The following is a 26,357-nucleotide window of genomic DNA, read 5'->3' on the forward strand; positions in this document are numbered from 1 at the left end:
TTATTACCGATTCTCAAACGCCTCTAACCCCGACTTCAACCAGTCAATATAGTCCTGGATATTGGTATCATAACCTCTTTCCTCAACCAGAGGCTTCTCATCATGCCCGAGAATCACATAATGGGGCTGGCTGTTTCTTTGGAAACGCGAGATTTGAAAATCACTCCATTTGTTTCCAATCGTCCTGATTTTTTTCCCGGTAACCGACGAAACATACTGTTCTTCTTCTGGTAGTTTCTCCCGGTAATCCACATAGAGCGAAGTCAGAACATAGTCGTTGGCGATCATCTCTTTCACAGTGGGATCCGACCAAACAGCATCCTCCATTTTGCGGCAATTGGTACACCCCTTTCCGGTAAAGTCCAATAAAAGAGGCTTATTCTCCTGTTTCGCATAGGCCAAAGCCTTTTCATAGTCATCGAATGCCGGAATCCCCTGCGGTCCGAGGTGCATATCTTCACTTAAAGGAGTTGCACTTCCACCTCCGCTCCCGGGAGCTTTATTGCCGACACCATAAGGTGATTCCGCATAATTATTGGGTGGTGGAAATCCACTAATCAGGTTAACAGGAGCTCCCCACAACCCGGGAATCATATAAATGGTAAACGCAAAAACCACGAGGCCGAGCATCATACGGGAAACCGGTAAGTGTTCCATGGGTGAATCATGCGGCAACCGTATTTTTCCCATCAGGTAGAATCCAAGACCACCAAATATGGCAATCCAAATAGCTATAAACACCTCACGTTCCAACACATGAAGTCCCCAAACCATATCGGTAATACTCAGAAATTTAAAGGCAAAGGCCAGTTCAAGAAATCCCAGAACCACTTTCACAGAATTTAACCACCCCCCCGATTTGGGCAAAGAGTTGAGCCAGCCAGGGAAAGCAGCAAACAGAGCAAACGGGAGAGCCAATGCTAATGAAAAACCAAGCATGCCGATAACAGGAGCCATTCCGCCTACCGAGGCCGCCTGAACAATCAGAGTCCCCACGATAGGCCCGGTACAAGAGAACGAAACCAAAGCAAGTGTAAAGGCCATAAAGAAGATACCAATCAGCCCTCCTTTATCGGCTCCTTTGTCTGCCGCACTGACCCAGGAATTGGGCAACACAATTTCGAAAGCCCCAAAAAAGGAGATGGCAAAAATAATCAGCAGTGCTGCAAAAAAGAGATTAAACCAGGGGTTGGTAGATAATGCATTAAGAACATCTGCTCCAAAAACAGCTGTTACAACAGTTCCAAGAATAACATAAATAACAATTATAGAAACCCCGTAAAAAATAGCATTCCTAAAGCCGGAAGCTTTTGTTTTGCTCTGCTTGGTAAAGAAACTGACAGTCATTGGAATCATGGGGAACACGCAAGGAGTAAGCAAGGCTGCAAATCCGCCAAGAAATGAGAGCCAGAAAATGGTCCAGTTCCCCCGGGTTTCTGAGTCATCCCCATTTCCGGAATTATTCACAGATTCTTCTTTACCCTGTAAGGTAACGTTCACATCATTCTCTACCGCCTTATCTGGTTCGGATACCACAGAGGTTTGCTCTGCAACATCTGCCTTTCCATCAAGGGTAAAAGAAAAATCAACCCGGTCGGGAGGAAGACACTGCTCATCATCGCAGGCCATAAATTCCACATATCCTTCCAGCTCAACAACGTTAGTACCTGAAATAGTTACCGGTAAAATCAGTCGGGCCTCATTGGAAAACCACGACAGTTCCATATCAAAAGCCTGATCATACTGAACATCCGCTTCAGGCTCCTCCCGCAAATCACCTGACATAACTTGATTGTCAGAGTTTACAAGAGTTACAGATGTGGCAATAGGCCCACCCTCAGGAATATTAGAAGAATACAAGTGCCACCCTTCCTCAATGGTAGCATCAGCAATAATTTCGTATTCTGACTCCGACAACTGATTAAGTGAAAAGGCCCACTTGACAGGTTCCAGAATCTGAGCATTAAGCGTTATCCCGCTAAATATCAACGAAACCCAGAAAATCAGACTTATTTTTTTCATGCGTTATATACTTTGACTAATTAAACCTCAAATTTATTCATAAAATGCAAACACAAAAATATACAATGTGTTCGAAAAACAACCACTATTTTACATATGTGTATTGTTTAATATTTAATACAAAATAAAAATTGCTTTGAAAACCCATTTCGGCAATCAAAGCAATTTTCCCCAAAAAGTCAAAATACGCCCGCAAAAAGCAGGCCATTAAAACAAATTCATCTCATCTTATGGCATTCTGTAAACAATCGCATTAATATTCATTCCGGCTCCCACAGAAGTAAAGACAAAGTGATCACCCGATTTCAACCGGTGATTTTCAATCTCTTTCTCCATCAGCATATCAAATAAAACCGGGACTGTAGCCACAGAATTATTCCCCAGTTTGGCGATGGTCATGGGCATGGTATATTCCGGAACTTCGCGCAACCCATATAGTTTAAACAACCTTGCCAGAATGGCGTAATCCATTTTAGCATTGGCCTGATGAATCAACACCTTTTTTACTTCTGTAATATCAACTTGCGCTTTTTCAAGACACTTCTTTACCGTTGCCGGTACTGTATGCAATGCATATTCATATACTTTCCGTCCATTCATTTTAAGATATTGATGTCGTGGATCAAGCTCTTTATTGTAGGATGGCCCCATACTCAAAAGAAAAGCATTGTCGAGGGTATCCGTTCTGGAAATATGAGAAATAATCCCCACCGGAGCATCACTCTCCTTGGCTTCAACAACAGCAGCACCGGCACCGTCGGAATAGATCATACTATCCACATCGTGAGGATCAGAAACACGCGACAATGTCTCTGCACCGATAACCAATACTCTTTTGGCTTCCCCGGTTTTGATATACAAATCGGCCTGAATGAGTGCCTGCACCCATCCCGGACATCCAAACAAAAGGTCATATGCCACGCAAAACGGGTTCTCTACTTTAAGCTGATGCTTTACCTTGGAAGCCAGGGAAGGCAAAATGTCCGTACGCCCGGTTTCTTTACTGACATCTCCGAAATTATGGGCTACAATAATATAGTCCAGACTTTCCTTATCAATACCCGCCGACTGGATTGCCTTTTCTGCAGCAAAGGCAGCAATGTCAGAAGACACATACTGATCATCCACATGTCTGCGCTGATCAATCTCAGTAATTTCTTTCAGCTTCTCAATAATAACTTTTGTCGGCTTATTCATCCGCTCACCGGAAGGAGCATAAAACTCATTTTGCAAAAAATCCTCATTCTTTACAATTCTCGGAGGAACATAAGAACCGGTTCCTTTTATTACCGAATAGATTTGTTTTGTCATATTTCTTTTTTGGATTTAAAACTCTCCACAAAGGAACAACTTTTTAAAATAAGGTGTTCAATTCGCATCATTCATTCGTCCCACCATAAAACCACTCACCACATTTTATGCAAAAACAGGGGGATTGAAAACAATTATTTCACCAAAAAATTTTAAAGAACACCGACACAACCTTTAGAAAAAGGTGGTTTTTCTTAAAAAAATAATACCCACTTCTTCAATCGTTTACAAATTCACGAAGAATAAAAGCAAAAAACTACCAACCGAATGTTGTAGAGAACAACTGAAAAAACTATATTTGCACCGCATTTAAAGGATTTCACATCCGCCCGGATGGTGGAATTGGTAGACACGCTGGACTTAAAATCCAGTGGCCATTGCGGCCGTGCGGGTTCAAGTCCCGCTCCGGGTACTAAAAGGTCGGTTTTTACCGGCCTTTTTACATTTGGTGAAACACCGACCCTCATTCACTTTTCCTTAAATCAAACCAATTTGACTTTCTTACCTTATGCAATGGGAAACTTAATGAATGAAACAGGTTGCATAAACATTTTGTCAAGGGAGTTGAAGAACATGTTCATTGCTTTATAGCGCTTAAACCAACATAGGCCGTGTCAGATTTGATGAAAATAGTTAAAGCATAATCTTCCAAATAGCTAAACGAAACTAATTAATTGAACCATCGTTTTGAATGGCAACAGGGATTTGGTTGTTTCACTTGCAACCGATCACATATTCAAAAGGTATTCCGGTACATACAAAACCAGGAAGAACATCACCGAACAAAACAAAAGCCCCGGGATTAAAATCCCTGACAATAAAATGTACCGTACCTATGGCACCATAAAACAAGCCCCCCAAAGCTCCATAGAAGCGCCCCATCCTATTCCCTGGGGATCTATTCCCGCGGCCCCAAAAACAAAATCACTTTAATCCGGAAATCCGCTTAATCTCGTTCAACTTATTAAGAGCATCCATAGGGGTCAGATTGTTAATGTCCAGATTAACAATCTGATCTCTTATTTGCTGAAGCACAGGATCATCCAACTGAAAGAAACTAAGCTGAAAACCTTCCCTGTGTTGAGCCAGATCTCCTACCGGTTTAGATATACCTCCCTGCCTATTGTTGGTTTCCAGTTCGCCAAGAATTTCATTGGCACGTTTCACAACACTGGGCGGCATCCCGGCCATACGTGCCACATGAATACCAAAACTATGCTCACTGCCTCCTGGAACCAATTTGCGAAGAAAAATCACTTTATTATCCACCTCTTTAACCGAGACATTAAAATTTTTGCAACGGGGAAAAGACTTCTCCATCTCATTGAGTTCATGATAATGGGTGGCAAACAAGGTCTTGGCTCTGGCCCGCGTATTTTCATGAATATATTCCACAATGGACCAGGCAATGGAAATTCCGTCATATGTACTGGTTCCTCGCCCCAATTCATCAAACAAAACAAGGCTTCGCGGAGTAAGGTTATTCAAAATACTGGAAGCTTCATTCATCTCCACCATAAAAGTAGATTCTCCCAATGATATATTGTCGGAAGCCCCCACACGTGTAAAAATTTTATCAACCACTCCGATGGTGGCACTTTCGGCAGGCACAAAACTTCCAATCTGTGCCATCAGAACAATAAGTGCAGTCTGCCTGAGCAAGGCCGACTTACCAGCCATATTAGGCCCTGTAATAATTATAATCTGCTGCTTGTCATTGTCGAGATAAACATCATTGGGTACATACTCCTCGCCAGCCGGAAGTTGTTTCTCAATTACCGGATGACGTCCGGCCTTAATATCCAGGCTATCCTCCTCAGTAATCACCGGACGCACATAATTATTCTGAGCAGCCAGTGATGCAAAACCCACCAGACAGTCGATTCGTGCAAGCAAATTAGAGTTGAGCTGGATGGCAGGAATAAAATCGGCCAGTGCCACAGTAAGCGCATTAAACAGCTCGGTTTCCAAAACCAACATTCGCTCCTCGGCTCCGAGAATCTTGGCCTCATATTCTTTCAATTCCTCCGTAATATATCTTTCGGCATTTACAAGAGTTTGTTTCCTGATCCAATCATCAGGAACCTTATCTTTATGGGTATTCCTTACCTCAATGTAATATCCAAAAACATTATTAAAACTTATTTTCAGGCTTGTAATCCCGGTCCGCTCCGTTTCTCTTTTCAGAAGTTCATTCAGATAGTCTTTACCTGAGAAAGCGATGTGTCGAAGTTCATCCAGTTCTTTGGAAACTCCCTCCCTGATCACATTCCCTTTATTCAGTTGATTGGGAGGATCGGGCATAATCTCTTTTTCGATTCGCTCTTTTATTGTGACACAAGGATTCAACTGGCCCCCAATGTGATTTAACACATCATTATCTGCATGCAGACACAACTCCCTAACGGGCTCAATGCTGTTTAATGCATTGCGCATCTGAATCATTTCCCGTGGGGTAATCCGACCGGAAGCCACCTTTGAAACCAGACGTTCCAAATCTCCCACAGGACGAAGTTGACTCTCCAGATCCATTTTTAACTGCGGATCTTTAAAAAAGTGTTCGACCACCGACTGACGGTCTTTAATAGGCTGCACGTCCTTCAGCGGAAGTGCAATCCATCTTTTGAGCAAACGACTCCCCATTGGAGTAACTGAATGATCAATGATATCCGTAAGGGATCGCCCTCCCTCATTCACAGAAGAAAAAATCTCCAGATTCCGGATGGTAAACCGATCCAACCAGACATATTTATCTTCATCGATTCGCGAAAGGCTGGAAATATGTTTGATCTGATGATGTTGTGTCAGATCCAGGTAGTGTAAAACAGCTCCGGCTGCAATGGTCCCAAGCTTCAATCGTTCCACCCCGAAACCTTTCAGTGATTTTGTTTCAAAATGTTTCAATAAACGATCCCGTCCGGACTCTTCAGTGAAGACCCAGTCATCCAGACCAAATGTATAGTAACCGGAGCCGAACAACTCAGCAAACTGACTTTTTCGCTGTTTCTCGAACAATACCTCTTTAGGTTTAAACCCTGATACCAATTTCTGAATATGATCAAAAGGTCCTTCAGCAGTAAGAAACTCACCCGTAGAAATATCCAGAAAAGCTACTCCGGCAGCTTTATTATCCAAATGTACAGCAGCCAAAAAATTATTCTCCCGATGTTCCAGAATATTGTCATTAATGGCAACTCCCGGAGTCACCAATTCTGTTACTCCTCTTTTGACAATCTTTTTAGTCAGTTTCGGATCTTCGAGCTGATCACAAACAGCCACGCGCTGTCCGGCCCTGACCAATTTTGGAAGATAAGTATCCAACGCATGGTGGGGGAATCCTGCCAGTTCGATAGAAGACGCTGAACCATTGGCACGTTTGGTCAATGTAATACCTAATATTTCAGCCGCTTTTACAGCATCATCAGAAAAAGTCTCATAAAAGTCCCCTACACGAAACAGCAAAATGGCATCGGGATATTTCCCCTTTATGCTGTAGTATTGCTTCATCAGGGGAGTCTGAACAATATTTTTTTTATCTTTAGCCAAGAAACTATGGTTTTCGGAGTTCTACCTAAATTGCGAATTTCCCACAAAGATAAAAAGAGAATCAACACCGTAGCGATTGCAAAAAAGTTTTTTACCTGTCCTGTATTTGTAAATCTTTAATTTTGAAATCCCCGATTCAATTAATATTTTTATATTCGCATTCAAAATAAGAAAAGGTAATCAAAATTACATGTTATGAAATATCTTCTGAAGAACCTTGGAATACTGATGATTATTGCCGCCGTTGTAATTTTGGGGGTTTATGCAATGAACAATTACATCGATAACATTTACCTGATTGTTTCATTGCTATTAATTATTGGGGGTATTGCTGCTCACATCTTGCTGAATAAAAAGGTTGAAGAGTGAGACACTGAAAGCATTTGAACTAACCTGGATTATTCATAAATTATCTATTACGATGTTCAACTACCTGCTAAATTCAGGCGTCCTCAATAAAATTGACTTGAAAATAGTTCACTATTTACTTTATCAATTTTCTCTGCGGTTGCCTGAATTTATTGGTATTTAAACATCTCATAACGAAAACTCATGAATAAACCAGGCTGAAGTGGCAGGTTTAAATCTGTCACTTTTTTTTTGGCTAAAAGAAAGACAGGTCCATCAATAAAGACCATAAATTCCCAGGAAAATCACTCATCACTCCGACCGAAGGACAATTTTTTCCCCGTTTCTTACACATACAATGTCAAGCACATCTCTGCGAAAACAATAATCAAGATCTTTTTCACGTCCCTTTTGCTTCAAAATATTGTAATGTCTGCCCCTCACTGATATACCCGGGAAATCTGCTTTATTGTTCTCATAAAGATTCAATGCACCCAATGCAGCATCAGTAAATATTGCAGGATGACCTTGTTGCATGAAAAGTTCTACCATGTAGCCGGCACACAAAACATCTTCTAAAGAATAAGCTCCATTGGTACCTGATGCAATCAAAACCACCTCTTCCGCCTCTGTTAAAGCATTTGCCGTGGCCCGGGCATTTAAGAATGATGCAATGAAAAGGCACCCGGCAGTTTGGGCTTTACGAATGGCTTTGGTACCATTGGTGGTTGTCATCACCAAAGTAGCCTCAGATAACTTTTCCGGTATTAATTCCAATGGACTGTTTCCCATATCAAAACCTTCTATGGGATCAGCATCTCTTTCCCCTGCAAGAATCACAGTCTCTTTGGAATTATTGAGACGGTAAGAGAACGCCTCTTCTTTGGAAAGCACCGGAATCACTTTTTCTGCTCCGTAAAAAAGAGCAGTCACCATCACAGATGTAGCGCGAAGTACATCAATTACCACCGCAGTTTTTCCGGCAACACGGGCATCGGAAAGTTCGGTCACCGAATTTATTACGTCTATTGTTTGCATATCGTTTTATTTTTGGGGTCTTTCGGAAAGATGCATATTTCTGGTCAGCCATCGGAATCGCAGCAAAAGGAACATCGAAATAGAAAAAAGACCGAGCAGATAACCATACCAAATACCCTCCGGGCCAACGTCAAGGGTAAAGGCAAAAAAGTACCCCACCGGAAGTGCAAGAACAAAGTAAGCCACCACCAACATCCCAAAAGGAAGGTTCACATCTTCCAACCCTCTCAAAGCTCCCAGCATGGTCACCTGCAAGCCATCGAAAAGCTGAAACGCTGCAGCAACAATCATCAGGCCTGCGGCAATAGTTATCACTTCCCCGCTATCAATAAACAAACCCGGAATGAAGTTGCGGCCGAATATAAAAAGAACAGCACCACTTCCCATAAACACCAGCACCAAATGCAGAGAAGCAAAAACCGTTGCTCGCAAGGCATTAAAACGCTTTTGCCCCACAAACTGACTGACCTTCACCGTGGTGGCTGCAGCAATTCCCTGAGCCACCATAAAGGTGAAACTGGCAAAACTCAATACAATCTGATGAGCTGCAAGAGCAGCAGCACCTAACCATCCCATCATTATACTTCCAAGACTGAAAGACAAAACTTCGATAAAATGCTGCCCTCCAATGGGAAGCCCAAGCCGCATCAGATGCAGGCTCTTACTCCAGGAAAATTTGGTTTCTCCGATATGACGGCGATAGTACCTGAAAAAATCGAACTTAAAATAGACCCACATAAAAAGCAATGGCATCACCATACGGGCAGTAAGGGTAGCATATCCCGCACCCATTACTCCATAAGCAGGAAAACCAAATTTTCCAAATATCCAGATATAATTCAGAAATATATTCAGCAGGTTGGCCGAAACCGTAATAACCATCGCAATACGGGTATTTCCCAAACCCTCGGCAAATTGTTTGAACGTAAAAAACAACACAAAAGGAATCATTGAGACCACCAACACTCTGTAGTAAGGCAATGCTACCTCTACCACATCGGACGGCTGCCCCATAAAAGGCATCAGGTATCCAACCAGCCACAACAATAAAGTGAGGACAAGTCCTGCAGCCTGAAATGCATACAGGCTCTGCTTAAACCATGAAGATGCCAACTGCTTATTGCCACCTCCATAAGCTTTTCCCACAAGAGGGGTCAATCCGTTGACCATACCCAGTCCAAAAACCATCCCCACCACAAAAACTGTATTGGCAAAGGAGACTGCAGCCAGTGGAACCGTGCCCAATTGCCCAACCATCAGGTTGTCGGCAAGCACCACAACCATCTGGCCGGCCTGAGCCAGCATTACCGGCATGGCCAAAATAAGATTTGGCACGTAATGCCGGGAATAGGTTTCTTTGATTATGTTGTTTTGATTCATGATATCAGAAATGACCTGCAAAGATATTCGTTTTGTTCCAACCAGCGAATTCGAATGCCTGACAAAACAAATTCCGGAATGAAAAAAGATATTCATCCGTAAAAAATTTGCTTATCGATGCCGGATAAAACTCGAATACAGCAACTTACACACATTATTGACTATGGTTTAAAATAACGTTTTTGCAATTAGAGATTGCTTCGGGCGTTGCCCGAAGCAATCTTTAAACATCCACACGCAACTATAAACTTAAGCCATATTGTTTTGCGGCAATGGTTACCATGCTCATTTCTTCAGTATAAAATCATTATAAGTTAATTGGTCTGATGAAATTCGTGATTCTTTTATACATACCCTATTGTGGTAGTTGTCTTTGTAAACAAAACGGCAAAGCCGAGGGAGAAATCAAAGCTCCATCCTCATTTCAATCGGGAAACTATCAAGTCATAAAAAAGTCATTGCTTTCAGGTTATCATCCTATCCTTAAAAAATTCTAAAAAGCAAAACTAATTTCAGAATGCAAGATAAAAACCGGAAACAATATTTTTAAAACCGGGAGTATATTTATGCCTGGACTCCTCAACATCAAGACTTTCAATTATAGGTAAATTCACCTGCTTGCGTGTCCACACTGACAATACCCTTTTAGCGGGTTTACCTGGGTTGGGATGCACCATCAGGCGTTTTTGCTCATACATCCCGGAACAAGCAGCTTTCAACCTAAAGCTCTCATAATCATAAACCGGAAGAATCAAAGAGAAAACACCATCAACAGAAAGCAATTTATTCACACCTTCCAGCAGATCCTCTGCGGTCAGTGATACATCATGCCGTGCGGTTGCTTTGCGGGAACATTCATTTTTCATGCTCCCGCTGAAGAAAGGAGGATTACTGACAATCAAATCATAAGAAGAGGCACTGTTTTCAGCAAAATCCTGAAGAGATGCATGATAGAGATTTAGTCGATCATTCCAGGGAGATGCTTCAAAATTGATTCGGGCATCGACGCAGGCTGCATCGTCAATTTCCACGGCATCAATCATTGCATTACGGGTACGCTGTGCCAACATTAATGCCACCAGGCCTGTTCCAGTACCCGCATCAAGAATTTTTGCGGGCTGAAGATCAACAGGAGTCCAGGCTCCAAGCAACACTCCATCTGTTCCAACCTTCATGGCGGCATTCTCCTGTATTACTGTAAACTGCTGAAACTTAAACATACCTCCTAACCATCAGAATTTTTCGTAAACCCCAAGGCCAAACAGGGCATAATCATAAAAAACGGGGTCTTCGGGCCGAAACCCGGCCAACTTACCTGTTAGCTCCAACACCGCTTTAAAATCCTGTTGTTTCCTACTCAACAATCCCAGCTGCTGGGCAACCCTTCCAACGTGAACATCCAGCGGAATCAAGAGATCCGCCATGGAAATATCTCTCCACAATCCGAAATCCACCGGAGAGTTTGTTCTCACCATCCAGCGCAGGTACATATTTAAGCGTTTTGCTGAAGAATTCTTCAGAATATTGGCCACATGCTTGTTGGTGCGTACCGGAGGGTCGAAAGACATAAAAACCTCCCTGAAATGAATGATTGCCTTATCAATTCCACCACGACGGTATCCATCAATAAACACCTGCTGAAGCCCCCCTTTTTCACGGTAAATATGAGCAAGAGCTTTCAGAAAATAATTGGCATCAATGCTGTTAAAGGTGCGGTACACAAAATTATCTGCAACCTGTAACTCGTCATCCGGGGCCTCCATCAAAAAATCATAAGGGGACATTTCCATCCGTTCCATTAATTGCCGGCAAGCTTTGAGAATCATTCGTCTTTGTCCCCATGCAAGCGTTGCCGTCAGAAAACCTGCAATCTCGATATCCTCCTTTTTCGTAAACAAATGGGGGATTTGTACCGGATCTTCATCAATAAACCAGCGAGCCTCATAATGAGAGGCCTTGTCATTAAGAAAATCAACAATTTCACTGGTATTGGTCATATTCAAAAACAAGCAAAACAAAAGAGAAATCCGCAAAAGCTCTAAATGCAAAAAAAGGAAGCCGGAACTTAATCAACAATCACACCATCCACAATATGAACTGTGCGATCGGCTTTATCGGCCAAATGCTGATCGTGAGTGACAATTACAAAAGTCTGATTAAACTGCTTCCGCAAATCCACAAACAGATCCATCAATTCATCCTGGTTCCTGGAATCGAGGTTCCCTGATGGTTCATCAGCAAAAACAACTAAAGGGTCATTCACCAATGCGCGAGCTACCGCCACTCGTTGCTTTTCACCCCCGCTAAGTTCTGCCGGCTTATGTTCCAAACGATCGGATAGCCCCAGATAGTTAAGCAACTTCAGCGCACGATCTTTTGATTCTTTTTCGGAACGACGGGCTATTAATCCGGGTAACATACAGTTCTCTAAAGCAGTAAACTCGGGTAAAAGCTGATGAAACTGGAAAACAAACCCAATATGCTCATTACGGAACCTGGCAAGCTGATTTCCTTTTAAAGTACTAACATTGGTTCCATTGATGAACACATCCCCTCCTGTAGGTTTATCAAGCGAGCCTAATATCTGAAGCAAAGTAGTTTTACCCGCTCCACTGGATCCCAGAATGGTAACAATTTCACCCCGATCAATTTTCAAATCAATACCTTTTAAAACCCGGAGGTCGCCATATTGCTTTTGTATATTTCTGCCCTCAACCATAATTACGAAACAAATAAAACCCAAATATAAACAATATAGAAAAGTAGAAGGATAGTCCCTTTCCACCGCGAAATAACTCCGTTACGAAGCGGAACCATAAAAAGAAGCAATAAAACAGCCAAAACAGTCATCCAGATCATATCAGAAGAAATTACTCTGGGAGAAACCTGTAAGGGCTTCAGAATAGCAGTAATACCAAGAATAGAGAATACATTAAAAATATTGGAACCAATGATATTTCCTATGGAGATATCCATCTCCTTCTTTAAAGCGGCAGCAAGCGAAGTGGCAAGTTCCGGAACACTGGTGCCAAAGGCAACTATGGAAATGCCCACAACCCTTTCACTAACCCCCCAGCCAATAGCCAGGTCACTGGCTCCTTTCACCAGCCACTCGGCACCAAAATACAATCCCAATACAGCAACAAGCACAAGTCCAACTGCCTGAATCACTTTCAAAGAGGGATCGGGAAAGACTTCCACCATTTTGGCGGAGTGCCGTCTGGAAGACCAGACAGACCAAACAATATAGGCTCCTATGAGAAAAACAAAAATAAGGCCTTCATAAACTTCAAGAACCTCATTAATTAGAAACAAAAATAACAATGCATACGAAAGCATCATTACCATCCAATCGTTAAGAATGGAAGTCCTTCTGACAGCCAGCGGAAATATAATTGCCACAGCCCCCAGAATAAGCCCAATATTCGCAATATTAGAACCAACCACATTACCAATGGAAATATCGGGCGATTCGGTAAAAACAGCCTTTACGCTGACAAAAAGTTCGGGCGCGGAAGTTCCGAATGCAACAACAGTGAGTCCGGCAACCAAAGGACTGACATGAAAATGACGGGACAACTCCAAACCTCCCCGCACCAGCCAGTTACCACAAAGAAACAGCAACACAAATCCAATCAAAACTAACAAGTAGGAATTAACATCCATAAAAAGAAGCAATTAAAAATTTCAATAAACAGAAGAAAGTTATGCCAGTGCCAGAAAACACCGGACAATAACACGATTAAAAAAGGACTGATAGAAACCTTTTACTTATTGTCTTTCTCAGAATTCTTACTTTCGTCAGAGGATTCATCAACAGCCCCGGATTCGTCTCTTTTTCCCTTATCTGTAACTCCATACACATCACGGGCTGTTTCATCAATTCCTCCGGCCAAATCTTCAGTTTCTTCATGCACCCGGGCTTCCATATCCTTTCTACCCTCCTCAAGATCCTCCTTTACCTCATCGCCTGCACGCTGAATATCATCCTTCATTTCTTGTCCCTGTTCATGAATATACCGTTTAGCCTCCTCCAGGTCTTCCTTCAAATCACCGGTACTCTCATTAAACTCACGCTTAAGATCCTCTGTGGCCTTACGAAATTCATTCATTCCCTTTCCCAGCATCTTCGCAAACTCGGGAATTTTATTGGCCCCAAAAAGCAAAAGCACCACCAGGAAGACAATAATTATCTCGCCCATGGAAATTCCAAAAAGAAATACTGCCATATCATTATTGTTTGGCTCAAAGATATAAAAAAAAATCCCCGGTATGGATACTCCAAACCGGGGATAAAATAACTAACATTCCAAGAATTTTAACAAACTCTTATCAAATGCTTATTTCTTCTTTTTTGCTTTGTTAGCGATTCGCTTCTCAATAAAATTAAAGGCAATGGGAGAAGCAATAAAGAGTGATGAATAAGTACCTACCACAACACCAACAATCAATGCAAATACAAATCCCTGAATAACTTCACTTCCGAAGATAAAGATTACCAGCAAAACAACCAGCGTAGTCAATGATGTATTCAATGTACGGCTGATGGTCGAGTTCATGGCAAGGTTGAACACTTCTTTCAAATCGCGCTTGGGATACAACCCGCGATATTCACGGATACGGTCAAATACAACCACCGTATCGTTAATAGAGTATCCAATTACCGTCAGGATCGCCGCAATAAACGATTGGTCAATTTCCATCGAGAAAGGCATGATTGAATAAAGCAACGAGAATACTCCCATCACAATCAATACGTCGTGAAAAACAGCACCCAGGGCACCTAATCCAAACTCCCAGTTACGGAAACGAATCAGAATGTAAAGGAATATCACCACAAACGAGAAGAAAATGGCATATCCTGCTTTATTTCTAATGTCTGCAGCAATGGTAGGTCCTACTTTCTGAGAACTCATACGATGCTCGGCCAGGAAAGTATCCCGATCCACATCAGCTCCAACATACTGCTTCAAACCTTCATAAAGTTTTGTTTCAGCCTCCTGATCTGCCGACTCGGAATCGCTATCCACCAAATAGTTGGTCGTGATGCGAATCTGATTGTCTCCTCCAAATGTTTTGGCTTCGACGGTAGCTCCTTCAAACGTTTTAGTCAACGCGGATTGAATTTCTGTTGCAGGAACCGGGTCATCAAAGCGAACCACAAAAGAACGCCCCCCGGTAAAATCAATACCCTGCTGAAGACCTCTGACTCCAAGAGATGCAACTCCGACCAAAATAACAGCAATAGATATTATTAAAAAGAACTTACGTTTCTCGATGAAGAGAATATGAGCCCTTTTAAAAAGATTTTTAGTCCACTCGCTGCCGAACTTAATATCCACTTTCGATTTCAGCAGGCTTTCATAAACCAGACGGGTGATAAAGAATGCTGAGAAGAATGAAGTGGCGATACCAATCATCAATGTGGTTGCAAATCCTTTAATAGGTCCGGTACCAAACAAAAAGAGAATCAGACCGGTCAGGAAGGTTGTTACGTTGGCATCAATAATGGCAGAAAAAGCATTCCGGTAACCATCAGAGATGGCCAACTTCAGCCCTTTTCCTGCTTTCAACTCCTCTCGTATTCGTTCATATATCAACACGTTGGCATCCACCGACATACCAATGGTCAGCACGATACCTGCAATACCGGGAAGTGTAAGTACTGCATTGAAAGCGGCCAGAACTCCCATGATAAAAAACATATTGGTAACCAATGCAAGGTCGGCAACCAATCCGGCTTTAAAACCGTAGTATAAAATCATGTAAATAAGCACTGCGATAAAAGCCCAGATAAAGGACTTAAATCCGGCATCTACTGCCTCAGCACCAAGTGAAGGACCTACAACCGTATCTTCTACGATTCGTGCAGGCGCCGGCATTTTACCTGATTGCAGCACATTTGCAAGGTCTTTCGCCTCCTGTGGTGTAAAATCACCCGTAATAGAGCTGCGACCTCCTGTAATTTCGTTTTGAACTGTAGGGAAAGAATAAACATAACCGTCCAGCACGATGGCAATCGACTTATCAATATTGGCTTTGGTCAGACGTGCCCATGTTTTGGCTCCTTCACCGTTCATGGACATTGAAATTTCGTAAGCACCACTTTGGTTTGTAACAGCACGCGCACCGGTAACCACATCACCTTCGAGGGGAGCACGGCCATCGTGACTGCTGACTTTAATGGCAACCAACTGAAAGAGCTCATCATTTTCATCAAACTGCTGATTGGTCCAGTACTGAGCGTCGGTTCCGGGAATAGGCTTCACCGTCCACATAAACTTCACATCACGTGGCAGAATAGACTGAACTTCCTCCATTGCCAGGTAAGTATTTACCTTCCCTGTATCGCGTGAAGTAGCCAATCCTACAACCGGTGATGAGGGACGTCCTGAGGGAGCAAGAGCAGAGAACAAAGACTCAACGCGTTGTTCGTCTCCTGCATCAAGAGAATCTCCTTCAATTTCATCCAAAAGTGCCACATCTTCAGCACTTTCTTCAGCCTGAACTTCCGACACTACATCGGCGGTATCAACATCACTGTGTTTCAAAGCATTTACTTCTGCAATCATCTGATTGGCTGACATCAATGCTTCGAAAATTTGATTTTGATTGTAAACTTCCCAGAATTCCAGGTTGGCAGTTCCCTGAAGCAGGTCACGCACACGCTCCGGATCAGTAATACCGGGGAGTTCAACCAAAATACGACCGGCTTGTTCCAGTCGCTGAATATTTGGCTGAGCCACACCAAAGCGGTCAATCCTGGTACGAAGAATATTAAATGCATTATCAATAGCACCTCTTGATTCCTCACGAATAACTTCAATTACTTCTGCATTGGTAGAGTTGTAATCAACCTTTTCCCTCAATTCAACAGTATTGAATATGGCAGCAAGCCGACCTTCGGGAGCCACTTCTTCAAATGCTTCACCAAAGAGCGAAATAAAATCACGAGTGGACTCTTTTTCACGCTCACGAGCCAGTCTGATGGCTTCATTAAACTTTTCATCCTGGTTGTAATTGGAAAGAGCCCGGACAATATCGGCCACCCGAACCTCAAGGATCATGTTCATTCCTCCCTTAAGGTCGAGACCAAAATTGATCTCACGTTCTTTACACTCCTGGTAGGTATATTCCCTTAATCCAAAAAGAAAATTATACACTACTTCACTCTTCATCGAGTCGAGATACTGAAATCTGTACTCACTTACCAATTCAGAGTTGTCACCGGCTTTCTGCTGTGCAAATTCTTCAGCATCATTTTCCACACGACGTGTCTGAAAGGTAAAGATCAACTGATACAAACTAACCAGTGCCAACAATATGGCAAATAGTCTGATCGCTCCTTTGTTCTGCATTTGTAGCTATTTTTATAAATTCAAATTCATGTACGTTTTACTAAACGCGCAAATATATTGATTTTTTTTAAAACCTTTAGGGTTTATTAGATTAATGCATCAGATAGTTCTTTTATTCCCGGGAAGTTAAACCAACGCGTCAGAACTGATGAAGGGATATTTTCTCCAACAACCGTCGTGCCCCAAAAAACACAAGTACCGCTGCTATAATTAACATCACCAATGCAGGAATTATGAAACATATATAATCCACCTCATAACGAACGACAAATGCCTGAGACCAGTCCGACAGCATTGATCTTGAAACAGGAAAAGCCATCAATATACCCAACAATACAAAAAGGAAAAACCCGGAAAACAGAATCCGGATGTTATGAAAATCCGGAAATCCCGTTATTTTGCGCAGGTATAATTCCTGCTGACGAGTGGCCAAAAGAAAGGAAACCAGCCCTGTCATACCAAGGGTAGCGATAATTATCACCAACACCGCAAATGCCCATGCCAGTGACATATACCGGTAATCCTCGCTGTAAAAAGCTTTGTTCTTCTCTTGAAAAGAGACGGCTTTGAAAGGGATTCCCACCTCAGACTGCATCCATATATCTCTGAGTAACTGACGAGTCTGTGCCCATTCACCTTTTTTAAACCTGACAAGAAATGAAGTCAGATTCTCATCCGGCCCGGCAGGAATAAACACTGCAGGACGCAATGACTGCTTCCAGCCTGAAAAGTGCATATCCGGTACAATGCCACATATGCCGAACTCCATCCGGTCTCCGGCTTCCCGGGCAACGGTATATATTCTCTTCCCAATGACTTCATCTCCCATCATTTGAGCAGCCTGTCTGTTTATCACAATATCTCCTGGCCCTAACATATAATCAGCGCCCTGCTCGGCGGAAACACCTATCGTCCTGAAAAAAGACGAGTCCACAGGATAAACCTCAAAAAGAAAAAGCCGGCTACTGTCATCCGAACTACTGAAAGACATTATAGAAACCGGCTCTCCCGGCTTGAAATACATTCTGCTTACATCTTCCACTACATCTAACTCCCCTATCTCCTCATATAGCGAGTCTGTTTTTGTCCCCAAGTGCCCCGCACGTTCAAGCAACCCGACTTGTTCAATATCAAAACCGGGATCTTTTTCATTCACATAGCTGAGCTGACGATACATCCCAACAGCAGTGGTGGAGACGAATACCGCCACAAAAATCTGAACCATTACCAGCAATCCGCGAACCCACAATCCCGGATAAGCAGAAAACCTTCTGTATCCTGATTGGAGATGAAAAGCTTTTATGCGGGAAAAAACAAAAGCCGGATAAATCCCGGACAAAAGTCCGACAGCAAGAGTCACTGTCAATACCAAAGGAAAATCCAGTGACTGACGATAACTTCTGTCAAAAAATTCGACCAGAAAAAGTTTGTTAAAGACCGGAAGAAGTAACTCTACCAAAACCAACCCAAAAAACAAGGCCACCAGGCTAAACAATACGGCTTCACTCACAAATTGCCCTGCCAAATGAAAGCGCCTGGCTCCAAACAGTCGCCGCACTCCTGCTTCCATCGCCCTGTCAAGGGCTCGTGCTGTGGTCAGATTCATGAAGTTAAAGGCCGTAACCAGCAGAATAAAAAATGCTACTCCAAGAAAAATAAACACATAAGCTTTATTGGTGGTTTTTCCAATCTCAAAATCCTGACTGGAAAACAAATAAATCTGATGTAACGGTTGAAAACTGAAATGCAGATTGGTCTTTCGTTCCCCGGAGAATATGGCCATGTCCTCTTCTTCCATCTCTGCCTTTATCTCGTTTGCGAAAGCGTTTTCCAGTTCATGAACATCTGCATCAGGTTGCATCTTCACATAAACATAACATACCAGCGAGAACCAGCTTTCTATCATTCTGGAAAAACTATCTCCGTAATAATCCTTCAACTGTTGCTCCATTACCGAAAACGGAAGCACAAAATCGTACTGCAAATGACTGTTCTGAGGAACATCCTCAAACACCCCTTTTACGGTATAGATTTTATCATGATTGAACCGAAGTTCCTGCCCGAGCGGATTTCTGTCTCCAAAAAGACGCGAGGCAGCCGAACGGGAAATAATTACACCTGAGGAATCTGAAAATGTCTGGCGAGGACCCCCAAGAAGAAAAGAAGTAGCAAACACATCAAAAAAAGAAGAATCTGCATAAAGAATCTCTGATTCAAATGAAGATGCGTAAGAACTCCGAACCGGAACTTCTCCTACATCCACAATACGGGTAGCCGATTCCACTTCCGGATATTGCTTTAATCGTGAGGCCAGAACCATTGGTGATAACGCAGCATTCACCTGTTCATTTTCCATATTACCGGAAGTTACCACCCGGTACATATCCTGATAGCGATCAAAATGTTTATCGAAAGAAAACTGAAAAAAAACATATTCCAGGACAAAAATACTCATGGCGATACCCACCGAAAGCCCAAGAAGTGTCAACAGTGAAAAACCCCGATGTAAAAAAAGTGTACGAAGCGATATTTTTATATAATTCAGAATCCTCATAATTTCTCTAATGGTAGTGTTTATCTCAACCCCGGTCCGAAGCGGTGGTTACCACATGCCCGTCGAAAAGCTGAATAATCCGCTGTCCATGACGGGCAGCTTCCCTTGAATGGGTGGCTAAAGCAATGGTTTGTCCCTCCTCATTGAGTTGCCTCAGCAACTCCATAAATTCCTCCTTCTCTCCCGAACTCAACCGTCCGGTTGGTTCATCTCCAAACAAAATGTCAGGGGAACAACTCAACGCCCGGGCAAGAGCTACTTTTTGCTGTACAAAATCCCCAAACTTTCCAGGATATTGTTTCCTGAGATGTGTCAATCGAAATCGCTCCAGAAGTTCTTCCACTTTTTGTCGCCGCGCTTTTCTACTGTCGGGCATATATAACAAAGGAAGTTCAATGTTCTCATATACCGTAAGTTCATCAATCAGATGAATGTCCTCAAAAAGAAATGCGATATGGTCACGGCGAATACGATTGCGCTTCCGCTCGGAGATACCGGTAACCTCCTGCTCCCGGAACCATATTTCGCCGGAAGAAGGGACATCCACCAGACCTAACAATCCCAAAAGGGTAGTTTTTCCACTCCCTGAAGGACCGGCGATCACAACATATTCTCCTTCTTCAATATCAATATTGATATTCCGGAGAACATATTTTTCATTATTTCCCCGACGAAACAACTTTTGAAGATTTCTGGTATGAATCATAAAATTAAAATATGTTCGTTTTTGAACACTACACGTCCGCTCGCGTACACCCCTGAGTCTGATCAATCAGTGCTGCGTCCTCAAATAAAATGCTAACATGTAGCTATTTAGTCATAAATCTAAAAGATCTCAATGACCATTCCTCACTCACAATATTAATAAATAATTCTCAATGCAAATTTCACCTCTTAAAAATCCATTTATTAATCGAATGGAACTTATCAAGCTTACATTAATACACTCACTGAATGACTTTAATGATTAAGAATTATTGAACGTTTTTTTGGTCAGGGAGTTAAAAAAACAGTCAAATGTTTTGATCTCAGTTATGTCTGTGACATATTAAATCACAAACCAGACCAAAAATCATAAAACACTATTATGCTACAACATAACAACAATAAAAGCTCCTTATATTTGTCGAAAACGACTTTTATTGTACGAAAACGAACATTTTTTCTTTTTAATTGTACATTTTATTAATACATTTGGGTAATGTAGGCCGGGGAAAGGATAAAGACTAAGCTTGAAAAGCTAGGAGTAACACTAAGAAAAGATTGCTTCCCTTTGCTGCAAATGAAGTTGTTCTATAGTTTTTACGAATAGTTCAATTCATTGCCAACGCAGTGAAGCAATACCATTTTCTTAAGCTGAAATCAGCGATTAACGAAAACCACTCTCAACCTTAGCCTCAATCTTATCAACAACCAACAAACCATTCAATATTATGGCATCCAAGACAGGAAAAATACTTGCAGTTGATGACAATACTGACATTCTGTTTGCACTGAAATTGCTGCTTCGTCCCCACGTGGAACAAATCGTTACGGAAACCAATCCGTCAAACATCCCTGATCACATGAAAGAGACAGACTTTGATGTGATTTTACTGGATATGAATTTCACCCAGGATGCCATCAGCGGAAAAGAAGGCTTTTACTGGCTGGACAAAGTTCTTGAAACAGACCCCCAGGCAGTAGTGCTGTTTATTACCGCCTACGGAGATGTTGAAAAGTCTGTGCAGGCCATAAAAGCCGGAGCCACCGATTTTATCATCAAACCCTGGCAAAACGAAAAATTGCTGGCCACCATTTCATCAGCTATAAAACTCAATCGTTCCAAGCGCGAGGCTAGCGACCTCAAGGAGAAGCAGAAAGAGATAAACACCATCATGGATCAGCCATTTGCAGACTTCATAGGGGTATCTCCCGGAATGCAGCAGGTTTTTAAAACAATTCAAAAAGTGGCAGGCACAGATGCGAATGTACTCATACTTGGAGAAAACGGTACAGGAAAAGAACTGGTTGCCCGGGCCCTTCACCGACACTCTTTACGCCAGGAAGAACCCTTTGTAAGTGTTGACCTGGGAGCATTGAGTGAGACACTTTTTGAAAGTGAACTTTTCGGACATGTGAAAGGTGCATTTACAGATGCAAAAACCGACCGTCCCGGCCGTTTTGAACTGGCATCCGGAGGCACTATTTTTCTGGACGAGATAGGAAACCTGTCGGTATCTATGCAGGCCAAACTGTTGACTGTTCTGGAGCGCAGAGAAGTTACACGCGTTGGAGCCAACAAACCAAAACCCATCGACATTCGACTCATCAGCGCTACCAATATGCCTTTAAAGCAAATGGCTGCGGAGGATGGTTTCCGGCAAGACTTAATATACCGGATCAATACCGTGGAGATTGAAATTCCACCCCTCAGGGAGCGCCCCGAAGACATCCCCCTGCTCGCAGACCATTTTCTGAAAATATACTCCAGAAAATACAACAAAAAAATCAACAAGTTATCCAATCAGGTCATTAAAAAGTTCAACACATATCCCTGGCCTGGAAATGTACGCGAATTTCAACACGTGCTCGAAAGAGCTGTTATTATGAGCGACTCACCCAACCTGGACGAGGGTAGCTTCCATTTGTCAAGCCATGGCAGTTCCGGAGAAGCCTTTGATTTTGATAATTACAACCTTGAGGAGATAGAACAGAAAGTAATTGAAAAAGTAATGCGAATGCACAGTGGAAACATCTCCAAAGCTGCATCAGACCTTGGACTTACCCGAACATCTCTTTATCGAAGAATGGAAAAATATGGCCTTTAATTCATTCCGAACCAATTACATCATCCGGAGCTTATTGCTCACAGCCTCCATATTTGGACTCAGCTACCTCTGGTACAATACGGAACTGACCATGACCTTAATTTTGGCAGGACTGCTGGTACTGTTTCAAATTATAGCAATGATTTTCTATGTGGACAGGACCAACCGTGTACTCAACAATTTTTTGGAGTCGATCCGGTATTCCGATTTTACACGAACTTTTCAGGTGGAAAGCACCGATTCTTCGTTCGATAAGTTAAAAAAATCATTCAACGAAGTTATTGAGGACTTCCAATCTGTGCGGGCCGAAAAGGAGGAAAACTTTTTCTACCTTCAAACAGTCATTCAACACATTGGCATTGCCTTGATTGCTTTTCAGAGGGATGGTACGGTTGAACTCATCAACAACGCTACAAAAAAGTTATTCCAGGTACGTACCTTGCACAACATACAGGGGTTAAAGGAGTTCAGCCCCGAAATTGTCCAGAAACTGCTAACCATCAAGCACGGAGAAAACGATCTGATCCGGGTAAGAGAAAAAGATGACTTGCTGCAACTGGCCATTTATGCAACCGAATTTCGCATTCACAACAGAACCATTCTGTTGGTTTCTATCAAAAACATCCAGCAGGAACTGGATGAAAAAGAAATGGAATCCTGGCAAAAACTAATACGCGTGCTGACACACGAAATCATGAATTCCATCACCCCGATATCCTCTCTCTCTTCAACGGTAAAACTTCTCATCCGGGACATTGCCACATCACTGGAAAACCAGCAAGTGGACCCGGAAGACACCGAGTCCCTGAAAGAAGTGGAACAGGCTCTGCAAACCATCCATAAGCGCACCGACGGGCTCCTCCATTTTGTAAACACCTACCGGAATCTCACAAAAATCCCAACTCCCAGCTTCTCCATATTTAAAGTCAAGGACCTTCTGGACAACATCAGGGATCTTCATGAAAACGAAATTCAAAACAAAGGAATTAATTGCAAAGTAACTGTAGATCCGGAATCACTCGAACTATCTGCCGACCAACACCTCATTGAACAGGTGCTCATCAATCTGGTAACAAATGCAGTGCATGCATTGGAGGAGACTCCCAACCCGCAACTGGAGATCAGAGCTTTCCTCAACCGCCGCGGACGAATTACTATCCAGGTAACTGATAACGGAAAGGGCATTCTCCCTGATGTGCTGGACAAGATTTTCATTCCGTTTTTCACCACAAAACCTCAGGGATCCGGTATCGGGCTTAGCCTTTCACGACAAATTATGCGACTTCACGGTGGCGGAATCAATGCTTATTCGGAGCCGGAGAAAGAAACGAAATTCTCGCTTACGTTTTAGCTGGTGAGCTGATGAGATGGTGAACTGGTGAGGAATGATCTGATGAGGGGTGAGCTCAACCTTCGTTCCTCACCCCTCATCAGCTAAACAAAATATCATCAAAATTTCTTATCAGCTTGCTTAATCTCATGCAGACGATTAAACATCACTGCCAGATGAGCATAAAGAGAAGTATTCTGAACAACCACATCATCGGGAGTTTTAATGCGAACCGGGGTAAAATTCCAAATAGCCCGGATACCACCTTCCACCATCAGGTTGGCAACCTGTTGCGCACTTTCAGTCGGAACGGTGAGAATTCCGATTTCCACACCCTCCTCACGCATCAACTTAAAATCATCGATGTGATGAATAGGAACATCAACAATTTCACGGCCTACAACTGATGGATCAATATCAAAAGCCTTAACCACATTAAGACCATATTGTTTCAAACCATGGTCGTGCAACAAAGCACGTCCCAGACTTCCTGCTCCGAACAGAAAGGCCTGATCAACAACCCGGAATCCCAGAAAATCCTCAAGGGCATCAATAAGTGGCTCCACCTCATAGCCCACTCGTGTTTTTCCGGAAATACCTGTATAAGCAAGATCTTTGGTAACCTGTGTAGGATCCACTCCCATGTCTCCGGCAATATTGGTTGAGGAGATGTAACGATCGCCCTGCCGGGATGCAATTTTCAGATAAGCCAGATAACAAGGCATACGTCTTAGCGCCGGCTCGGGTACCAGAAAGCTCTTCTTTTTACTATTTCCTTCTTCCATGGTTTTTTCGATGAGTGAAATTCGTTCTTACTACAAAATTAATGAAGTTTTTTATTGCTGAAAGAAATCAGTAATAAAAAACACCCGACCACGCCAAACAAAAAAAGGACCCGTAAGGTCCTTAAAAATCAGGTGGGCGATAAAGGATTCGAACCTTTGACCCCTTGGGTGTAAACCAAGTGCTCTGAACCAACTGAGCTAATCGCCCTTTTGAGAAAAAATTTGGTCGTTGGTGGGCGGTGAGGGAGTCGAACCCCCGACCCCTTGGGTGTAAACCAAGTGCTCTGAACCAACTGAGCTAACCGCCCGTGTTTTTCTCAAAAGCGATGCAAATATAGAAGAGTTTTTCTCAACCACCAAACAAAAAACTCATTTTTCCAACGCTTCGGCAACGACAAAAGTGCTCCCCCCAATGAAAATCAAATCATTATCTGTTGCATTTTTTTTTGCAGCATCGATGGCTAATCTGACATTAGGAAAAGATTCACCCTCTAATCCAAACTTTCCGGCAGCTTCTTTCAACTCTTTTTCATCCATTGCCCTGGGTATATCTGCCCGTGTAAAATAGTAACGGGCCCGCATTGGTAGTAATTTTAACACTCCCTCAATATCCTTATCACTAACCATACCCCATACAATGTGAATATTCTCTTTCGTCTGAAGCGTCAACTGCTTCATCACTCCGGAAACTCCATCCACATTGTGGCCGGTGTCGCAAATCACCAACGGTTGCTCTGACAATTTTTGCCAACGTCCTAGTAACCCGGTGTTTTTCACCACATTCTCCACACCCTGAGAAACCGATTCCAGGGTCAGTTCATACCATGATTTATTTAGAATATTCAATGCCGCCAGCACAGTTCTCAAATTCTCCTGCTGATAAAGCCCCAATAAGGGCAAACGATAGACTCCACCTCCAAAAGCAGCCTCGACATTCAACTCCTGAAATTCCACCGTGCCTGCCTCCGGCTTTAACGCTGCAAGATCCCGGGCGAAATAAAGAGGTGCACGTTGTTTTTTAGCCTTATCCCGAAAAACATCTTCTATCTCTTCCTGATGACGTCCTACCACCACCGGAACTCCCGCCTTAATAATTCCTGCCTTTTCACCGGCAATAGCCCTCAGAGAATCTCCCAGAAACATTGTATGGTCCAGTCCAATATTTGTGATTACCGACAAATCGGGAGTTATGATATTGGTAGAATCCAAACGACCGCCAAGACCAACTTCCACTACTGCTACATCTACCTCTTTGCGGGCAAAATAATCGAAAGCCATAGCCACCGTCATTTCAAAAAAAGAAGGAGCAATACGTTCTATCACACCCCGGTGCTGCTCCACAAATTGTGTGACCTCAATTTCAGCGATCATTCTTCCATCGATCTTTATTCGCTCTCTGAAATCGAGTAAATGAGGCGAAGTATATAACCCGGTTCGATACCCTGCAGCCTGCAGCACTGACGCCAGCATATGTGAGACACTCCCTTTTCCGTTGGTCCCGGCAACATGAATCGTACGAAACCGTCGATGGGGATGTCCAAAATACTTGTCAAGTGCCAAAGTATTGGCCAGATCGGCCTTGTAAGCAGCTTTCCCCGCCCGCTGATACATAGGCAGCTGGCTGAATAAAAAATCCAATGTTTCCTGATAGTTCATCAACATGTAATTATTTTCAAGAATCCGGAAACAAACCGAAAGAATGTATATGACGGATTAACCCGTCAGTATTTAAACAATGCATTTCTGCCAGGTCAGTCTCAGATTCTGATAACATCAGCACAAAAATCGTAATATTTCTGAATAGAGAGAAGATTATTCTAACAATTAACAAGAAGTAACAAAAAAGTCTGCCGGCATAAAACCAACAGACTTTTG

Annotated in this window: 18 protein-coding genes and 3 tRNA genes; 4 read left to right on the forward strand and 17 right to left on the reverse strand. The window is 42.7% G+C overall.

The window, feature by feature from the left end; genetic code table 11:
- Positions 1-3: 3 nt before the first annotated feature.
- Both W7W_RS0114760 and W7W_RS0114770 read right to left on the reverse strand, forming a co-directional pair.
- Complete coding sequence (locus W7W_RS0114760; RefSeq protein WP_010664484.1) at positions 4-2,022, reverse strand: protein-disulfide reductase DsbD family protein; 2,019 nt, start codon at positions 2,020-2,022, stop codon at positions 4-6.
- A gap of 228 nt (positions 2,023-2,250) precedes the next feature.
- The gene (locus W7W_RS0114770) at positions 2,251-3,333 is read right to left on the reverse strand and encodes a 3-oxoacyl-ACP synthase III family protein (RefSeq protein ID WP_010664485.1); all 1,083 of its coding nucleotides are present in this window, start codon (positions 3,331-3,333) and stop codon (positions 2,251-2,253) included.
- A gap of 327 nt (positions 3,334-3,660) precedes the next feature.
- Here W7W_RS0114770 and W7W_RS0114775 point away from each other — a divergent pair.
- A tRNA-Leu gene (locus W7W_RS0114775) sits at positions 3,661-3,745 on the forward strand.
- 512 nt (positions 3,746-4,257) lie between these two features.
- Here W7W_RS0114775 and mutS read toward each other — a convergent pair.
- Positions 4,258-6,879, reverse strand: a complete 2,622-nt coding sequence (gene mutS / locus W7W_RS0114785; RefSeq protein ID WP_010664487.1) for a DNA mismatch repair protein MutS — start codon at positions 6,877-6,879, stop codon at positions 4,258-4,260.
- 195 nt (positions 6,880-7,074) lie between these two features.
- On the opposite strand from mutS, the gene W7W_RS23720 reads away from it, so the two are divergent.
- Positions 7,075-7,248 (forward strand): hypothetical protein, encoded by a 174-nt coding sequence (locus W7W_RS23720; protein WP_169315026.1) that lies wholly within the window; start codon positions 7,075-7,077, stop codon positions 7,246-7,248.
- 291 nt (positions 7,249-7,539) lie between these two features.
- Here the strand turns inward: W7W_RS23720 and W7W_RS0114795 are convergent, their stop codons facing one another.
- The 10 genes from W7W_RS0114795 to W7W_RS0114840 form a co-directional block, all read right to left on the reverse strand.
- Complete coding sequence (locus W7W_RS0114795) at positions 7,540-8,265, reverse strand: 2-phosphosulfolactate phosphatase (RefSeq protein WP_010664488.1); 726 nt, start codon at positions 8,263-8,265, stop codon at positions 7,540-7,542.
- Between the two features lie 6 nt (positions 8,266-8,271).
- Positions 8,272-9,741 (reverse strand): MATE family efflux transporter, encoded by a 1,470-nt coding sequence (locus W7W_RS0114800; protein WP_010664489.1) that lies wholly within the window; start codon positions 9,739-9,741, stop codon positions 8,272-8,274.
- A 416-nt stretch (positions 9,742-10,157) separates the two neighbouring features.
- A complete protein-coding gene (locus W7W_RS0114805; RefSeq protein WP_010664490.1) occupies positions 10,158-10,865 on the reverse strand; it encodes a tRNA1(Val) (adenine(37)-N6)-methyltransferase in 708 nt (235 codons plus the stop codon).
- Positions 10,866-10,877: 12 nt separating this feature from the next.
- Entirely contained in the window at positions 10,878-11,642 is a 765-nt protein-coding gene (locus W7W_RS0114810; protein ID WP_010664491.1) for a TIGR02757 family protein, read from the reverse strand.
- 68 nt (positions 11,643-11,710) lie between these two features.
- Positions 11,711-12,364, reverse strand: a complete 654-nt coding sequence (locus W7W_RS0114815; RefSeq protein ID WP_010664492.1) for an ABC transporter ATP-binding protein — start codon at positions 12,362-12,364, stop codon at positions 11,711-11,713.
- A gap of 2 nt (positions 12,365-12,366) precedes the next feature.
- The gene (locus W7W_RS0114820) at positions 12,367-13,311 is read right to left on the reverse strand and encodes a calcium/sodium antiporter (RefSeq protein ID WP_010664493.1); all 945 of its coding nucleotides are present in this window, start codon (positions 13,309-13,311) and stop codon (positions 12,367-12,369) included.
- Positions 13,312-13,412: 101 nt separating this feature from the next.
- Positions 13,413-13,874: a Sec-independent protein translocase subunit TatA/TatB gene (locus W7W_RS0114825; RefSeq protein WP_010664494.1), complete on the reverse strand. Its 462-nt coding sequence runs from the start codon at positions 13,872-13,874 to the stop codon at positions 13,413-13,415.
- Between the two features lie 111 nt (positions 13,875-13,985).
- Positions 13,986-17,003 (reverse strand): protein translocase subunit SecDF, encoded by a 3,018-nt coding sequence (gene secDF / locus W7W_RS0114830; RefSeq protein WP_010664495.1) that lies wholly within the window; start codon positions 17,001-17,003, stop codon positions 13,986-13,988.
- 139 nt (positions 17,004-17,142) lie between these two features.
- On the reverse strand, positions 17,143-19,557 hold the full coding sequence (locus tag W7W_RS0114835; RefSeq protein WP_010664496.1) for an ABC transporter permease: 2,415 nt from the start codon (positions 19,555-19,557) through the stop codon (positions 17,143-17,145).
- Positions 19,558-19,582: 25 nt separating this feature from the next.
- Positions 19,583-20,263 (reverse strand): ABC transporter ATP-binding protein, encoded by a 681-nt coding sequence (locus W7W_RS0114840; RefSeq protein ID WP_010664497.1) that lies wholly within the window; start codon positions 20,261-20,263, stop codon positions 19,583-19,585.
- 727 nt (positions 20,264-20,990) lie between these two features.
- Between W7W_RS0114840 and W7W_RS0114845 the strand changes: the two genes are divergently transcribed.
- Positions 20,991-22,367 carry a sigma-54-dependent transcriptional regulator gene (locus W7W_RS0114845; protein WP_010664498.1) on the forward strand — a complete coding sequence of 459 codons (1,377 nt, stop codon included), beginning with the start codon at positions 20,991-20,993 and terminating at the stop codon, positions 22,365-22,367.
- Complete coding sequence (locus W7W_RS0114850) at positions 22,357-23,718, forward strand: sensor histidine kinase (protein ID WP_010664499.1); 1,362 nt, start codon at positions 22,357-22,359, stop codon at positions 23,716-23,718. Before W7W_RS0114845 ends, W7W_RS0114850 begins: the two co-directional genes overlap by 11 nt.
- A gap of 98 nt (positions 23,719-23,816) precedes the next feature.
- On the opposite strand, the gene W7W_RS0114855 is transcribed toward W7W_RS0114850, so the two are convergent.
- From W7W_RS0114855 to W7W_RS0114870, 4 genes are all read right to left on the reverse strand, one after another.
- Positions 23,817-24,482 (reverse strand): redox-sensing transcriptional repressor Rex, encoded by a 666-nt coding sequence (locus tag W7W_RS0114855; protein ID WP_010664500.1) that lies wholly within the window; start codon positions 24,480-24,482, stop codon positions 23,817-23,819.
- A 133-nt stretch (positions 24,483-24,615) separates the two neighbouring features.
- Positions 24,616-24,690, reverse strand: a tRNA-Val gene (locus W7W_RS0114860).
- A gap of 22 nt (positions 24,691-24,712) precedes the next feature.
- Positions 24,713-24,790 (reverse strand) — tRNA-Val (locus W7W_RS0114865).
- A 61-nt stretch (positions 24,791-24,851) separates the two neighbouring features.
- Positions 24,852-26,138, reverse strand: coding sequence for a bifunctional folylpolyglutamate synthase/dihydrofolate synthase (locus W7W_RS0114870; RefSeq protein WP_010664501.1), 1,287 nt, complete (start codon positions 26,136-26,138; stop codon positions 24,852-24,854).
- Positions 26,139-26,357: the final 219 nt, after the last annotated feature.

Source organism: Marinilabilia salmonicolor JCM 21150, from assembly GCF_000259075.1.
GTDB lineage: Bacteria > Bacteroidota > Bacteroidia > Bacteroidales > Marinilabiliaceae > Marinilabilia > Marinilabilia salmonicolor.